This window comes from Mesorhizobium sp. KACC 23794 (assembly GCF_052180275.1).
Lineage (GTDB): Bacteria > Pseudomonadota > Alphaproteobacteria > Rhizobiales > Rhizobiaceae > Kumtagia.
The window spans coordinates 1,082,500-1,095,873 of sequence record NZ_CP197465.1; the positions used below are offsets into that span (position 1 = coordinate 1,082,500).

Annotated in this window: 13 protein-coding genes; 4 read left to right on the plus strand and 9 right to left on the minus strand. The window is 62.7% G+C overall.

The annotated features are described in order from the left end of the window. Nucleotides 1–64: 64 nt before the first annotated feature. The 6 genes from ACSBOB_RS05480 to ACSBOB_RS05505 all read right to left on the minus strand — a co-directional run bounded on the left by ACSBOB_RS05480 (nucleotide 65) and on the right by ACSBOB_RS05505 (nucleotide 8,081). Nucleotides 65–1,585 carry a DUF1254 domain-containing protein gene (locus ACSBOB_RS05480; RefSeq protein WP_442581446.1) on the minus strand — a complete coding sequence of 507 codons (1,521 nt, stop codon included), beginning with the start codon at nucleotides 1,583–1,585 and terminating at the stop codon, nucleotides 65–67. Between the two features lie 69 nt (nucleotides 1,586–1,654). After that, entirely contained in the window at nucleotides 1,655–3,010 is a 1,356-nt protein-coding gene (locus ACSBOB_RS05485) for a DUF1254 domain-containing protein (protein WP_442583647.1), read from the minus strand. A gap of 256 nt (nucleotides 3,011–3,266) precedes the next feature. Continuing rightward, complete coding sequence (locus ACSBOB_RS05490) at nucleotides 3,267–4,898, minus strand: DUF1254 domain-containing protein (RefSeq protein ID WP_442581447.1); 1,632 nt, start codon at nucleotides 4,896–4,898, stop codon at nucleotides 3,267–3,269. A gap of 171 nt (nucleotides 4,899–5,069) precedes the next feature. Next, a complete protein-coding gene (locus ACSBOB_RS05495) occupies nucleotides 5,070–6,512 on the minus strand; it encodes a DUF1254 domain-containing protein (protein WP_442581448.1) in 1,443 nt (480 codons plus the stop codon). A gap of 67 nt (nucleotides 6,513–6,579) precedes the next feature. Further along, nucleotides 6,580–7,281, minus strand: coding sequence for a hypothetical protein (locus tag ACSBOB_RS05500; RefSeq protein ID WP_442581449.1), 702 nt, complete (start codon nucleotides 7,279–7,281; stop codon nucleotides 6,580–6,582). A 35-nt stretch (nucleotides 7,282–7,316) separates the two neighbouring features. Continuing rightward, nucleotides 7,317–8,081: a transporter gene (locus tag ACSBOB_RS05505; protein ID WP_442583648.1), complete on the minus strand. Its 765-nt coding sequence runs from the start codon at nucleotides 8,079–8,081 to the stop codon at nucleotides 7,317–7,319. Between the two features lie 520 nt (nucleotides 8,082–8,601). On the opposite strand from ACSBOB_RS05505, the gene ACSBOB_RS05510 reads away from it, so the two are divergent. From ACSBOB_RS05510 to ACSBOB_RS05520, 3 genes are all read left to right on the plus strand, one after another. Next, nucleotides 8,602–8,772, plus strand: coding sequence for a hypothetical protein (locus tag ACSBOB_RS05510; RefSeq protein WP_442581450.1), 171 nt, complete (start codon nucleotides 8,602–8,604; stop codon nucleotides 8,770–8,772). A 138-nt stretch (nucleotides 8,773–8,910) separates the two neighbouring features. Further along, nucleotides 8,911–10,215, plus strand: coding sequence for an adenylate/guanylate cyclase domain-containing protein (locus ACSBOB_RS05515; RefSeq protein ID WP_442581451.1), 1,305 nt, complete (start codon nucleotides 8,911–8,913; stop codon nucleotides 10,213–10,215). Further along, nucleotides 10,216–10,605, plus strand: a complete 390-nt coding sequence (locus tag ACSBOB_RS05520) for a hypothetical protein (protein ID WP_442581452.1) — start codon at nucleotides 10,216–10,218, stop codon at nucleotides 10,603–10,605. It begins immediately after the preceding gene. 45 nt (nucleotides 10,606–10,650) lie between these two features. Here the strand turns inward: ACSBOB_RS05520 and ACSBOB_RS05525 are convergent, their stop codons facing one another. The 3 genes from ACSBOB_RS05525 to ACSBOB_RS05535 all read right to left on the minus strand — a co-directional run bounded on the left by ACSBOB_RS05525 (nucleotide 10,651) and on the right by ACSBOB_RS05535 (nucleotide 12,371). After that, nucleotides 10,651–11,058 (minus strand): type II toxin-antitoxin system VapC family toxin, encoded by a 408-nt coding sequence (locus tag ACSBOB_RS05525; protein ID WP_442581453.1) that lies wholly within the window; start codon nucleotides 11,056–11,058, stop codon nucleotides 10,651–10,653. Further along, nucleotides 11,048–11,305: an antitoxin gene (locus ACSBOB_RS05530; protein ID WP_442581454.1), complete on the minus strand. Its 258-nt coding sequence runs from the start codon at nucleotides 11,303–11,305 to the stop codon at nucleotides 11,048–11,050. The genes ACSBOB_RS05525 and ACSBOB_RS05530 overlap by 11 nt, the downstream gene beginning before the upstream one ends. Nucleotides 11,306–11,393: 88 nt before the next feature. Continuing rightward, entirely contained in the window at nucleotides 11,394–12,371 is a 978-nt protein-coding gene (locus ACSBOB_RS05535; protein WP_442581455.1) for a GlxA family transcriptional regulator, read from the minus strand. A 70-nt stretch (nucleotides 12,372–12,441) separates the two neighbouring features. On the opposite strand from ACSBOB_RS05535, the gene ACSBOB_RS05540 reads away from it, so the two are divergent. Beyond that, on the plus strand, nucleotides 12,442–13,359 hold the full coding sequence (locus ACSBOB_RS05540) for a 3-keto-5-aminohexanoate cleavage protein (RefSeq protein WP_442581456.1): 918 nt from the start codon (nucleotides 12,442–12,444) through the stop codon (nucleotides 13,357–13,359). Nucleotides 13,360–13,374 lie beyond the last annotated feature (15 nt).

The following is a 13,374-nucleotide window of genomic DNA, read 5'->3' on the forward strand; positions in this document are numbered from 1 at the left end:
TGGATAAAAAACGCCCCGCGGCCTTTCGGTCACGGGGCGCTCGGTTGGTTGGCAATGCGGAGCGTCAGCGAACGAGCTCGAACTCGCCCGGCTTCCAGGTCTTGTCGAACCACGGCTCCAGCGGACCATAGAGGCGAAGCAGAACGTTCCAGCCCTTGCCGGGAATCGTCTGGACCCAGTTGGCCTCATGGCCTTCCGGCGCTGTCGGTCCGAACCAGACGTCGACCGAGGAGTCCGGGTTGATCACAATGCCTTTCTTGTCGCTGCCGATGCTGGGGAATTGCTGGTCTGTCTGCAGCATCGAACGCGTCTGATTGTCATACACTACGAACGACCAGAATTCCTTTGCCGGAATGTTCGGCGGGAGGTGCACCTTATAGGTCTTGCCGCCATCCAACGGCTTGCCGTCCTTGTCGGTCGTGGCGCCGGCGTACTGCGAACCGATGCCGACGCGCTTTATCGCCATGGCCGGCGTGATACCCGTCGCATAGTAGTGGAACAGGACACGGGCATCCAGGTAGCGAACGCCGGGCTGCAGGAGAAACTCGTAGCTGCCGCCGACAAAGCCGGTGAACCAGGCGCTGTCGGGATAATAATAGGCGTCCTTCATGCGGGTCTTGAAGGTGATGGTGCGCGCCGTCGCATTGCCGACCGCCACGGCTTCGGTGAGGATCTTCTTCATCCGCTCGTCGGGCGCGAAGGGCTTGCCCTTGACGATTCCGATCGAGGCGAGTTGTCCCAGCACTTCCGGGTGGTACGCCTCGTTCGGCTCGTATTGGACGATGTCGTTGACTTCCTCGTAGAAATGGAAGTCGTTGGAGTGGATGGTGTTGAACTCTCTGCCCGAGACGTCGACGATCTTCATCGGCGGTGGGTTCCCGGCTTCGGAAAGCGGATAGACCTTGGCGTACTTCCTGGTATTTTCCACGGCGGTCGCGGTGCTGCCGTTCTCGAGGAAACCGCGCCAGAAGAACAGGTTTCCATAGGTGGAGGATCGGAACACGAAATAGCCTTCCGGTATCTCGCCTTCATAGCCCGGTGGCAAAAGCAGGTATTTTCCGCCCTTGCCCTTGTCCGGGCCGGCATTGCCGACATCGCCGACATATTCGAACCAGTGGCTGTCGATCATGCCGAGGATATTGGGCGGCGTCTCGATGACCAGCGGGCCGGCCTTGGTGTCCAGCCACATGAGGTTGTAGATGCTTTCGGTGTTGCCTGTCAGGAACAGCGAATGCGAGTCCATCAGGTCTTCGAAGATCAGGATGGTCTGGTTGTTGTCGGCGCCTTGGCTGGCAAGGCCGATCCGCAGGGCCTCGACGGATGCACCGGGCATGGCGTTGAGAAAGGACTCGACGCCACGCATGAAGTCGAGATGGTCGTATATCTTCTCCGAAGTGGCGTCATCGGGGAAGCCGTCAAAGAATTTCAGCGTGCCGAGCCGGGTCTCCACACTCTCCGGCGTTGTGATCGAATCCGGTATCGGCGTCGTCATTTTCATCTTCGGCGCCGTATCGGCGGACGCGGCGCCCAAGCTTATCAGCACCATCGCGGCGCTGGCGCAAAGCAGTCTCGTCGTTCGTATCATTTGCTCTTTCCTCATCGATAGCCAACGCCACGCATCAGCATGGTCGGGATAATTCATGGTCGGGATAAATTATTGCGCCGCGACGATACCGGGCGGCTGCCACGTCCCTGCACCGGCCGGCAGGATCGAAGGCGCTTCGGTCTTCGGCCAGTACAGTCGCATCACGAGATAGATCGTGTCATTGGGTGCGGGCAGCCAGTTGGCTTCCTTGTCCGCGCCGGGGCTGTCTTTCTGGATATAGAGGGTGAGCGAACCATCCTCGTTCTTCTTCATGCCCGGCAACATCGGCGAGTTGATGAGGTAGCGATTGATCGGGTTCTTGATCAGGAGCTGGCTCTTGCCGTCGTACATCGTCACCGACCAGAAGGAGTTCACCGGCGGAAGTTGCCCGGCGGGAAAGGTGATCGTGTAGTTGTGCCTGCTGCCGTCGAGCGGCTCACCGGTCGCGTCCGTTCTGGTATAGGGATACATGGCTTCTGCGGCATCGTTGCCATAGAGACCGGCCTTGGCGGCCCCGGCCCGCATCAACCAATCGCCATTGTAGAAGGCCTCGTCGCCAAGGAACGCGCCGACGTTCCAGCCGTTGATGACTTTGTTTCCGTGGGTCAGCCATTTGTCGACCTTGTCATCACCCTGCTTCATGGCCACCAGGAATTCGGCTTTGTGCTCGAGCGACAGGTCCTTGAAGTCGAAGGTCTTGCCCGGACCGATGCCGATCTTTGCAAGTTTCGCGCGAATATCCTTGTCCCTTGCCGTCTCGGGGACGAATTGCAGGGCTGCGTCGAGATATTGGAAGAAGTTGTCCTTGATCCCCGCGGTTGTAGCAGGAAGGAACTCGATCTTCGGCGCGGCAGGCGGGGCGGATTGTCCGAGGAAGGCGGAAAGCGGCTGCGTCTTGTAGCCGGCCTGGATCTTCTCGACGTTCGGCATGTCGTCGGGGTTGAAGAGTTGAGTGCGGACAAGCGCGAGCGTGAACGGCGTCGTCGATTGGAAGACCTTCTTGATGCCGGCGGGCGTTTCACCTTTCCAGTCGGGGCCGACCACCAGATAGTCGCCCGCCTCGGGTCCCGTGGCGCGCGTGCCGATGTAGCCGAAATTGTAGGTGTTGCCGTCGATCAACTGCACTGCGTAGTAGCGGTCCTTTTCGATCGCCGGCACCGAGATGACCATTGGCTCGGCGCGCAAATCCAGCCAGAGAAATGAGTAGGGCGTGTCGCTGTTCGGCGTGATGACTGCCGTATCCTCGGGGGTGGCGACGTGGTGATAGCTGTAAATCTCGTTGAACGGCGCCTTGAACTGTCCCGCGTTCTTGTCGACGGCGAACTCCTGCATGACCGCATAATTCATCACCAGCGGCAGCCCGTAGATGAACCCTTCCTCCGCGATATTCTTCGCCTCGCGGATGTCCGGCCATTCGGCGCTCATGGCCGCAGGGCCGGACAGCGCCAACAAAATGGTCGTCAGGCCGAAAAGGCCGAATCTAAATCCTGCGCGCATCTGTCGACCCTCTATGCGGAAGTTCGATTGCCATTGGATTGTCGTCGTTGCCGATTGTCGTCAAACGGGCGGGAGCCAAGCGCCTAGCAGCAGGGCGGATACGGCTGATAGCCGCTCAACCCCGGATGACACGCCCCGCGGCCTTTCGGTCGCGGGGCGCTCTGTTGGTTGGCAATGCGGAGCGTCAGCGAACAAGCTCGATTTCGCTCAGACGCCATTCCTTGGTGAAGAAGGATTCGAGCGGGCTGTAAAGGCGCAGCAGCGTGAACCAGCCCTTGCCGGGCATCGTCTGGATCCAGTTGCCGCGCTTCACGCCCTCCGGTTGCGTCGGACCGAACCAGATCGTCGTGGAACCGTCCGCATCGGCTTCGGCGGCAGGCGACGGATAGCTCTGGCTGCCGGCGCGGGGATAACCCTGAGGCGTCTGGAGCATGGAGCGCGTCTGGTTGTCGTAGAGCGTGAAGGACCAGAAGGCGGCCGCCGGGATATCCTTCGGCAGCGTCACCTTGTAGGTCTTGCCGCCGTCGAGATCTTTCTTCTCGGCGTCCAGGTAACCCATGAGATACTGCGAACCCACGCGGGGAACACGCATGATCATGCCGGGCGAGTCGAGCGTGTAGCTGTAGTAAAATGCCGTCTTGGAATCGAGGGTTGTGGCGCCGGTTGGCGGCAACGGAGCGAAGAGCCCTTCCTTGGTCATCATCGGCGGCGGCGTTTCAAAATTTGCGCCGCCCTGCCAAAGCATATTGGCCCAGGACGAGTTGGGGTAATAGGTCCAGTCGAGGGAATCCCTGGGACGCCAGCTGAGCACTCGGGAAGCGGCATTCCCAACAGCAGCCGCGTTGGTGAGTATCCTCTTCATCCGTTCGTCAGGCTTGAATTCCTTGCCCTTCACGATGCCTATCGCCGCCAATTGCCCTGCGAGTTCGGTATTGTATGAATTGGCCGGTTCGTCCTGGACGTTGGCGTTGATCATCTCGAAGAACGAGTAGTCGCTTGGCGGGACCGTGTTGAACGACTTTCCGCTTCCCTCGACGAACTTGGTCTCCGGAATCGGCGGGTTTTCCGCAAGCCTGACCGTGCCCTCAAGGGCTGTCGCGATGCTCGTGCCGACGCCGCCCGGCGTGTACGGATAGATTTTCATCGTGGTCTTGATCGACTCGATGGCGGGAGCCGGGTCATTGTTCTCGAGGTATGCGCGAGCGGCGTAGAGAACCCGATTTGTCTTCGAGCGCGCGACGTAGAAACCACCTTCCGGAACCGGCCCGTCATAGCCCGGCGGCAGGAGCAGGTATCTTCCGCCTTCGCCACGGTCGGGGCCAGGAAAGCCGATATCGACGATCCAACCGAACCACATGTCGTTGATGGTGCCGACGGCCTTGGGAGGCTGTTCGATCACGACGGGACCTTTGGTCAGGTCGATGGTCGAGATGTAATAGATGGTATCGGCATTGGCCGTGAGGAACAGCGAATGCGAATCCATGAGCTTGGAGAAGATGATAACCGAGTTGTCTTTCGCGCCGATGCTCATAAAGCCTTTCCGGAGGGCATAGGCGGACGCGCCGCCATAGCTGTTCAGGAAAGCGTCAAGGCCGCGGGTGAAATCCAGCGTGTCGTAGACCTTGTCGACGGTCGCGGGACTGGGCGCACCGTCCTTGAACTCCAGCGGACCGAAGTGCGTGTCGACCCTGTCCGGGGTGATCAGTATCTGCGGAATCTCGGTCGTCTGGGCACCGGCTCCAATCGTGCCGGCGAGGAAAGTCGATGCCGCAAGCAGCATCGTCAGTCCAGGCAGCCTGCTGCGAAATGCTTTCATTTTGTTGTCCTCTTCAGAGTGCGTGAATCTGTTCGAATTTCGACGGTTTAGGCCCGGCTAACCCGTTGATTTTACTCGTGTCAGAGATCACCAAAATCGAAAGATTCACGCGCTCTCAGGACTTGTTCAGGTCGACGCTTGTGCGTCGCATGTCGGGCGAAGACTTCGGATTCACCCCACCTTCTTGGCCGGCGGGATGGTCCACGATCCGTCGATGATCGACGGATTGCTTTCGTTCGGCCAATACAGCCGCATCATCAGGATGAACTTGCCCTTCGGCGCCGGGAGCCAGTTGGACTCCTTGTCGGCGCCGGGAGACTCGTTCTGGATCAGGAGATCGATGGACCCGTCGGCGTTGGCCTTCAGCGGCTGACGCTCGCTGATCGAATAGCGGTTCAGCGGGTTGTCGACGAAGAAGTAGTTTTCGTCATACATGGTCAGCGACCAGAAGCCGGAGACGGGCGGCGTCAGGCCCTTCTTGAAGGTCAGAACGTATTTTTCAGAGCCGTCATATTTCCGCTTGATGAGCCCGCTGGCCGACTTCAGGGACGTCGGATAGATCGCGTCCTGCGGCCGGTTGGCGCCAAGGCCGATCGCCGTGATCAGGGCACGCTGGACATAGTTGGTGCCGTAGATGCCGGTCTTGGTCGTGAAGCCCCAGCCGTCGATGTTCTTGATGTCGCCATCGCTGAATTTGAAGTGCAGCATGATCTTGGCAAAGCCAAGCTGGGGAATGCGCTTGGCGAAAGCCGGATCGAATTTCGACTTGTCGAAGTCCTGTCCGGGCACGATGCCGATCTGGGCCAGCTTCTCGATCATTGGCGCGTCTGCCGTGTTAGGCGGATTGCGCTTCAGGAGTTCGGCGAGCAGGGTGAAGTATTCGACCGCGTCCATCTTGTTCACCTGGTCGCGTACCGGCGTCTTCATGTCGATCGAAGGATCGACCTTGCCGGCCGGCGGCGTCCATTCCTTGCCCCAGGCGCTCAGCGGGTAGACCTTCACCTCGTCCTGAATCTTATGGACTTCGGCGTAGTCCTCGGGCGTGCCCGTGCAGTAGATGCGGCCAAGCAGCCAGACGATGCTGGTCGGCGATTTGTACTGCTTGACGCCTTCCGGCAGCGTGCCTTCCCAGCCTGGGCCGGTGACAGCGAAGGTCTGCGCTCCGGTTCCGGTGGTGCGCTTTCCAGGGACGTCGAAAACGGTCGTCCAGCCGTCCAGCATCGGGAACAGGGCATAACGATCGTTCAGGTCCGGCAGGCTGACGACCCACGGCTCGTCGCCGACATCGAGAAACACGGTGGTGTAGAGCGTATCCGCGTTTGGCGCGGTAATGTCGCGGAACGAGGCGTTTGGATACTCCCTGACCTTGATAAGTTGGCCCATCGGCCCCCTCGTTCCCGCGGGCTCGGCGACGTTGGTGACGACCCGGCGGGTCATTTCCATCGTCACCAGCGGATAGCCGTAGATGTAGGCTTCGATGGCGTCGGCAAATTCATCGGATCCTTCCATCAGGTCCGCAACCAGGCCTTCGGCCTTGGCCGCCGTCGAGCTTAGCGACGTGGCGGCAAGCAGGCTCAGGCCACCGACTGAAACAGTGCGACGTGATATGTTCATTTCATCCCTCGAGATTTTCCTGGGTCCAGCGACCTGGACATCGACCGATAGTTGTTAAAGCAGAGACTTAGTAGCAGGGCGGATACGGGTAGTAGCCGCAGGCAGGCGGCGGATAGTAGGGGTGGTATGCCGACGCGGCGGCCGCTCCGATCATCGCTCCCGTGGCCAGCCCGGCGCCGTAATATGCGCCGGGATGGGCATACCAGCCGCCGTGCCATACGGGAGCATGGAAGCCGACACCGCCGACGACGCCGACCCGGCCATAAGCGCCGCGGGCCGCGAACCAGTCGATGAAAAGCGAGGCAGGCCCGTTTGCCGTCTTGACCTCGCCTTCGAGCACCGCGACGTCGAACGTCAGCGTGTTGCCTTCGAGCTTCGGCGATTTCAAGACCACGACGGCGTCCTCGATGGCCGTCCCGTCGCTGTTCATCACCGAGATCGTCGCATTGGGCGGATCCTTGGCAAAGCTGTCGGCGCCTTCATCCCATTGCTTGATGAATTCGGAGGTGAGCACATGCCCCGCCGCCCTCACCGGGCGATCGGCGAAGACGATGGAGTTGGGTGCGATGCTGCTCATCGTCAGCTTGCCGCCCTCGAGCTTGGCGCCTCCGGAATTGAGAACGGCAAGCGACGGCACCATTTTCGTGGTGTGCGCGCCAACCGTCTTTTGCGCAGGCTGGGCGATCGCGTCCTGTGCGAGCGCCAGTCCCGATGAGCACAGCAGGCCCGCAAGCGCTATCGCGATGCCGGATGCGTATTTGATTGTCATTGGTTTACTCCTCACGTTTCAAAAGGTGACGAAGGTCATTTTTTCGGGAACAGGAAGGTGATTCCGGTGCGAACCCCGAACCCGTCAGGACCGCTTGCCGGGGTTTCGGCCCAATAGCGGACGCCGGCGAAGAGGCTGATCGGCTGCTTGTCGATGACCAGGAGCTTGGCGACCTGGAAGTTGATCGGGACCGACCATTCTTCCGCTTCCCAGTTGTAGGTGCTTTCCGTGTTGAGCGTGAACGTCCAGGCGTCCTTGGTCGTGTAGGAGACGAAGGGCTGCAGGAAGGTCGAGTTGATATCGGTGCGGTTGCTGTCGCCGGCGAACGACCAGATGTGATTTGCCAGCATGCCGACGGTCCATCCGCCGCTCTGCTTGAGGACGACGGCGGTGGGGCCTGCTCCCCATTTCTCCCCGCCGAGCAGATCGTCGGTCGCAGTGGGTATGAGGAAGACCGGTCCGACGCCCCACACGATGCCGTTTTCCGTCGGCCTGGAAGGCGAGAAGAACAGGCTTTGGGTGATGTCGCCGAGACCGAACTGATCGCCTGAAGGCCCGGCGATGTCCTGCTGCCAGGCCACGGGAAGGATGGTGCGGGAGATCATGTTCCAATCCGCGTTGAGCGAGAAGGGAATGACCGGCTGGATATTGACATAGGCCTTGTCGCCGTCGCTCGGGCCGTAGCCGCCATCATAGTTGAACTGGAAGGGGACGCTGATCAGCGAGGCGATCGGATTGGACAGTTTCTTGGCAAGTTCCTGCGTGTCTTCCTGCGCCCATGCCGGGCCGCACAACAGCATGATTGCTGCAAGGAAGGCCGCCACCTGCGCGGTGCGACGGGTCGGTCGACGGTCCATACCACCCTCGTGACTTCAAAAGCTGCGTCAGCCGCCAACGCGACTTCAACTGCTCCCCAGACTATGCCTGCCACCACCATGCGGCCAGTCGCCGGATGTAAGTTACGTGGGCCATTGCGGAATTACCGGCGGAATGTCGGCTCTCCTGTCTTGTGGTGACTGCGTGCTTCGCGGTGAACGACACCGGGCTGGTCCACGCTTCGGTCACGGCGAGTGATATCCTTGGATTCGCAGGCAGCATCCGAGGTTCGTTCCGCCGTGCGCAGACAGAGGCGTGCACTTTGCGGGACAGGCCGGGAGGGGATCGCGGCGATGCGCCGTCGATGGAGGGGGCGTTTCACGCACGCTTCACGCACGCTTCACGAACATGCTGCACCTTCCGACCCAGCAAGAGGCACTACCCATGATGGCACCGGGAAACCCGGATGTTTGCAAAACCCACGGTGAAGCCATGGAGCGCAAGATGCAGGTTACAGTTTGCGGACGCCCGTTCGACGTGAGCATCCGGCAGCAAGGCATGGGACTGTGGGTCGCTTCCGGCGACTATCAGGACCGCGAGATCGAGGCCATGGCCCGCAGCCGCGAAGCAGCGCTTCGGCGCTGGCGGGAGATCGCCGAGGGAGCGGCGGATTAGAAGCCGGCACCGACGGCAACGGCGGCCCGACCGTCGGAACGGGCGGCTGCCAGAATGTCGCGGCCCGCCGCGTGCCATTGCCCGCGGCGTTTCCCTGCTGCATATCCGTGCATGGCGATGCCGTTGGGAGTTTCCGCCATGCGATCCCTGAGCGACCAGACCGCCAACGCGCTGCTGGCCGAGGCCGATACGATGACGGAGCGCATCGCCAGCGTGGTCCGCCTGATCGTCGGCATCGTGCTGCTGGTCGGGCTGCGCTCGCTGGCGCGCCGCGATGCGGGCCAGCTGGAAGCGCTCGAGCCGCTGATCGCCTACGCCACTTTCATGACCTGCATCGTGCTGGCATCGGGCTTCGCCACGCTGCTGTTCCTGCGGGTCGGCATATGGCGTTCCTGGATGGCCTATCTGGCGGCGGTGATCGATGCCGCGATGGTGACGATGCTGCTCTATTTCACCTCGCGCGTCTCCCTGCTGCCGGCGGCCTATGCCTTCGCCTTCCCGGTGGTCAGCGCCATTCCGCTGTTCCTGGCGGTCAACATGCTGCGCTTCCGGCCGGCGGTGCAGGTCTGCGCGTCGCTGCTGTTCGCCGCGGGCTCGATCCTGGCGGTGGCGGTGGCCAATCCCGTCGACGATTCGCTCTACCAGTCGGCCGAGACGATCGACACGCTGTTCAGCCGCGCGCCGAACGTGATGCGCGTCGTCATGTTCGTGCTGACCGCCTGCGTCTTCATCCTCGCCGCGGCGCGCGGCCGCCGCATGCTGATGAACGCCGTTGCGGAGACTGCCAACCGCGTCAATCTCAGCCGGTTCGTGCCGACCGAACTGGCGCCGCTGATGGCGGCCAGCACCGCGGGCGCCCTGCGCACCGGGCGCAAGGCGGAGGTCGCGCTGATGTTCGTCGACATGCGGGATTCGACGGCGCTGGAAGAGAACGCCGCGCCAGACGAACTGGTCGGCATCATCAGCGACTATCGCGCGCTGATCCTCGATGCGGCCAGGCAGCATGGCGGCGTGGTCGACAAGTTCATCGGCGACGGGGCGTTCCTGGTGTTCGGCGTGCCGGAGGGCCGCCCGGACGATGCGGCGCGGGCGATCGGCTGCGCCCGGGCGATCCTCGCCTCCATCGGCGCCTGGAACGGCGCGCGCGGACTGAACGGCGACGCGCCGATCCGCGTCGGCATCGGCATCCATGCCGGCGAGGCGTTCGTCGGCATTGTCGGCGCCGCGGCAAGGCTCGAATTCGCGGTGCTGGGCGACGCCGTCAACGTCGCGAGCCGCGTCGAGAGCGAGACAAAGGTTCTGGGCGAACCGCTGCTGATCTCGGCCCATGCGCTGCGGCTTGCCGGCGAGGCGGCGGGACAATGGCGCTGCATGGGTCAGCGCTCCCTGCGGGGACGCTCCGAGCCGGTGGAACTGTTCGCGGAGGAGTCTGGCGGAGCCTGAATGTCGAAGGACGCACCCTGCGCCGGACCGCTCACGAAAAGTTTCCGGGATGCGTTTTTCCAGCAACCGCACGGGTTTGGAACGGCACGGCGCGGCGAACCACATTTCCTGCACGGGCTTGCCTTCGGTCTGTCACGAACCGGCTCTATGCTTTGCGGCATGGAAACGAATCGCACCGATCACGCGCTGCCGGGCCGCCTCGACGCCGAGATTTTCGAGGGGTTCGGCGAGGACGACTCGATCGTCGACCGCCTGCTGGCGCTTCCCGTCGTGCTGCAAACGCCGCAGGGCAAACGCAACGCCTGGGACGCCGGCGTCGCCCGGCGGCTGGAGAAGGTGCTGGCCGAGCGGATGCGCCAGCGCATCGAGGGTGAAAGCAAGGCCGGCTGAACGCCGACGAAAGCATCATCCCCGCGCTGCACCGACGTATCGGTCTCACCCGTTCAGCCAGTCCTCCACGCGCAGTTGGGGGATGTTTCCAAACGCCTTGTCGCTGGTGACCAGTACCGCGCCGATTTCGACGGCATGCGCGGCGATCATCATGTCCAGAGGGCCAAGGCTTATCCCTCGTCGCCTGAGATCAGCACGCAAAGTCCCGTAAACGGCAGCGGTCTGACTCGTCCAGGGCAGGATCGTGAAACTGGCCAGCAGGGCGCGCATCAAGGAGGCAATCCGGGTCGCGTCCGGCGATTTCGCCAGACCAAAGAGAACCTCGCCCTCGGTGACGACCGAAAGACAGATATCGCCGGGGTGGTGATCCCTCAGCCGGGCATCGGCTTTGTTCGACCCGCTTCCTATCAGGGCACCCAAAGTGTTGGTGTCGAGCAGATGGCTAAAGCTCATCGAAGATGTCGTCGCGCTGGGAGACGCCTTGATCCCTGTCCTTCATGAAATCGGCGGGCAGATCGAGCAGATCGCGGAGGCGGAAGAATTCGTCCCAGGATTTTTGCGGCTTCCGTTCGGACAGGATGACCTCGCCCGTTTCCGGATCGCGCCTTATCTCGACCTCGGTCCCCTCGAAACGGAACTCGGCAGGCAAACGGACCGCCTGACTGCGGCCGTTCTTGAACAGCTTGGCTACGTGGGTCATGGACCGCCTCCAGTACGGTATAGTCCGTGATATATACCATCTGCGTATCGTCTTCAATGCGGCCATTCCTTAGCGCATCCTCGGACGATCAGCGGCGCATGGCGGTGGGCGCGTTGCCGAACGCCCGTGAGAAAGCGCGGGAGAAGGCGGCGGAGCTTGAAAAACCGCAGCGGGCGGCGACGTCGGCCATGGCGAGGCGCGTGTCGAGCACCAGCCGCCGCGCGGCGTGGAGGCGCAGGCGCAGGTAATAGGCGCCCGGAGTCTCGCCGATCGAACGGCTGAAAACGCCTTCCAGCGTGCGGGCCGTCACCCCGGCGCGGCGGGCGATGGCCGAGATGGTGAGCGGCTGGTCGATGTGGGTCTCCATCAGCCTGATCGCCTGCGCCAGACGCGGGTCGTAGCCGTCGAGGCGACCGAGCGAGACCAGCGGCTGCGCGTCGGTGGCGGCGCGCGCCTGATCGTAGATGAAGACCGAGGCGACATCGAGCGCCACCGCCATGCCGAGGCGGGAACGGACGAGGTGCAGCATGAGGTCGAAGGTGGGGGAGGCGCCGCCGGCGGTGAAGGCCGGACCGTCGATGACATAGCGGTCGGGCCGCACGTCGGTTCCCGGGAAGGCGGAGGAAAAATCCTCCATGTCTTCCCAATGCGTGGTGGCGGCGCGGCCTTCCAGCAGGCCGGCGCGGGCGACCAGCCAGGAACCCGCCTCGATGCCGCCATAGGCGCGCGCCGAGCGGGCGACACGGCGGATGCCGGCGAGCCGGCCGGAGGTGCCATGGTCGCGCGTGCCAAAACCGCCGATGATCGCCAGCACATCGGTGCGCTCGGCCGGATCGAACGGGCCGGAGACGGCGACCGGCAGGCCGGATGTCGTGATTGGGGCCGTGCCGTCAAGCGAGACGGTTTTCCAGTCGAACAGCGTCTCGCCGCTGACGCGGTTGGCGGCGCGCAGCGGATCGATCGCCGAGGCGACGCACATGATGGAGGAGCCGGACAGGACCAGGAACGTGACCGAAAGCGTCCGGCGTTCCGGCTGGAAGATCGATGCCTTTTCGCTTTTCGCCATTTGTATTTCGTAAAGTGTAAAGGCACGTCTTTGCAAGTAAGGCATTCTCGCCGGAGTTGGAGGGAATTTCATGCCGCTTTCGATGAACCGCGAGGTCTTCATCACCTGCGCCGTCACCGGTTCAGGCGGAACGCAGGATCGCAGCCCGCATGTGCCGCGCTCGCCCAAGCAAATCGCGGATTCTGCGATCGACGCGGCGAAGGCGGGAGCGGCGATCGTTCATTGCCATGTGCGGGATCCCGAGACGGGAAAGCCGCGCCGCGACGTTTCGCTCTATCGCGAGGTGACCGAACGCATCCGCGACGCCAACGTCGACGTGGTGCTGAACCTGACGGCCGGCATGGGCGGCGACATGGTGTTCGGGCCGGTCGAAAGCCCGCTGCCGCTCAGCGAAAAGGGTACGGACATGGGCGGCGCGTCGAACCGCGTCGAGCATGTGCGCCAGTGCCTGCCGGAGATCTGCACGCTCGACTGCGGCACGATGAATTTCAACGAAGCCGATTATGTGATGACCAACACGCCGGGCATGCTGCGCGCCATGGGCGGCATGATGACCGAGATGGGCGTCAAGCCGGAGATCGAGGCTTTCGACACCGGGCACTTGTGGTTCGCCAAGCAGCTGGTGAGCGAGGGCGTCCTGAAGTCCGACGCGCTGGTGCAACTCTGCATGGGCGTGCCGTGGGGCGCGCCGGACGACCTCAACACCTTCATGGCGATGGTCAACAACGTGCCTTCGGACTGGACGTGGTCGGCCTTCTCCATCGGCCGCAACCAGATGGCCTATGTGGCGGCGGCGGTGCTGGCCGGCGGCAATGTGCGGGTCGGGCTGGAGGACAATCTGTGGCTCGACAAGGGCGTGCTGGCGACCAACGCGCAACTGGTGGAGCGGGCCGTGTCGATCGTCGAGAACATGGGCGCGCGCGTGCTCGGGCCGGAGGAAGTGCGCAGGAAGCTGAATTTGACGAAGCGGGCGCCGCTCCAATCGTAGGCAGCTGAGGGCATC

What these genes read in the sequence shown, in the direction of transcription:
- ACSBOB_RS05480 (WP_442581446.1), bottom strand. Translation starts at nt 1,585, where the DNA reads ATGATACGAACGACGAGACTGCTTTGCGCCAGCGCCGCGATGGTGCTG.
- ACSBOB_RS05485 (WP_442583647.1), bottom strand. Translation starts at nt 3,010, where the DNA reads ATGAGCGCCGAATGGCCGGACATCCGCGAGGCGAAGAATATCGCGGAG.
- ACSBOB_RS05490 (WP_442581447.1), bottom strand. Translation starts at nt 4,898, where the DNA reads ATGAAAGCATTTCGCAGCAGGCTGCCTGGACTGACGATGCTGCTTGCG.
- ACSBOB_RS05495 (WP_442581448.1), bottom strand. Translation starts at nt 6,512, where the DNA reads ATGAACATATCACGTCGCACTGTTTCAGTCGGTGGCCTGAGCCTGCTT.
- ACSBOB_RS05500 (WP_442581449.1), bottom strand. Translation starts at nt 7,281, where the DNA reads ATGACAATCAAATACGCATCCGGCATCGCGATAGCGCTTGCGGGCCTG.
- ACSBOB_RS05505 (WP_442583648.1), bottom strand. Translation starts at nt 8,081, where the DNA reads ATGCTGTTGTGCGGCCCGGCATGGGCGCAGGAAGACACGCAGGAACTT.
- ACSBOB_RS05510 (WP_442581450.1), top strand. Translation starts at nt 8,602, where the DNA reads ATGCAGGTTACAGTTTGCGGACGCCCGTTCGACGTGAGCATCCGGCAG.
- ACSBOB_RS05515 (WP_442581451.1), top strand. Translation starts at nt 8,911, where the DNA reads ATGCGATCCCTGAGCGACCAGACCGCCAACGCGCTGCTGGCCGAGGCC.
- ACSBOB_RS05520 (WP_442581452.1), top strand. Translation starts at nt 10,216, where the DNA reads ATGTCGAAGGACGCACCCTGCGCCGGACCGCTCACGAAAAGTTTCCGG.
- ACSBOB_RS05525 (WP_442581453.1), bottom strand. Translation starts at nt 11,058, where the DNA reads ATGAGCTTTAGCCATCTGCTCGACACCAACACTTTGGGTGCCCTGATA.
- ACSBOB_RS05530 (WP_442581454.1), bottom strand. Translation starts at nt 11,305, where the DNA reads ATGACCCACGTAGCCAAGCTGTTCAAGAACGGCCGCAGTCAGGCGGTC.
- ACSBOB_RS05535 (WP_442581455.1), bottom strand. Translation starts at nt 12,371, where the DNA reads ATGGCGAAAAGCGAAAAGGCATCGATCTTCCAGCCGGAACGCCGGACG.
- ACSBOB_RS05540 (WP_442581456.1), top strand. Translation starts at nt 12,442, where the DNA reads ATGCCGCTTTCGATGAACCGCGAGGTCTTCATCACCTGCGCCGTCACC.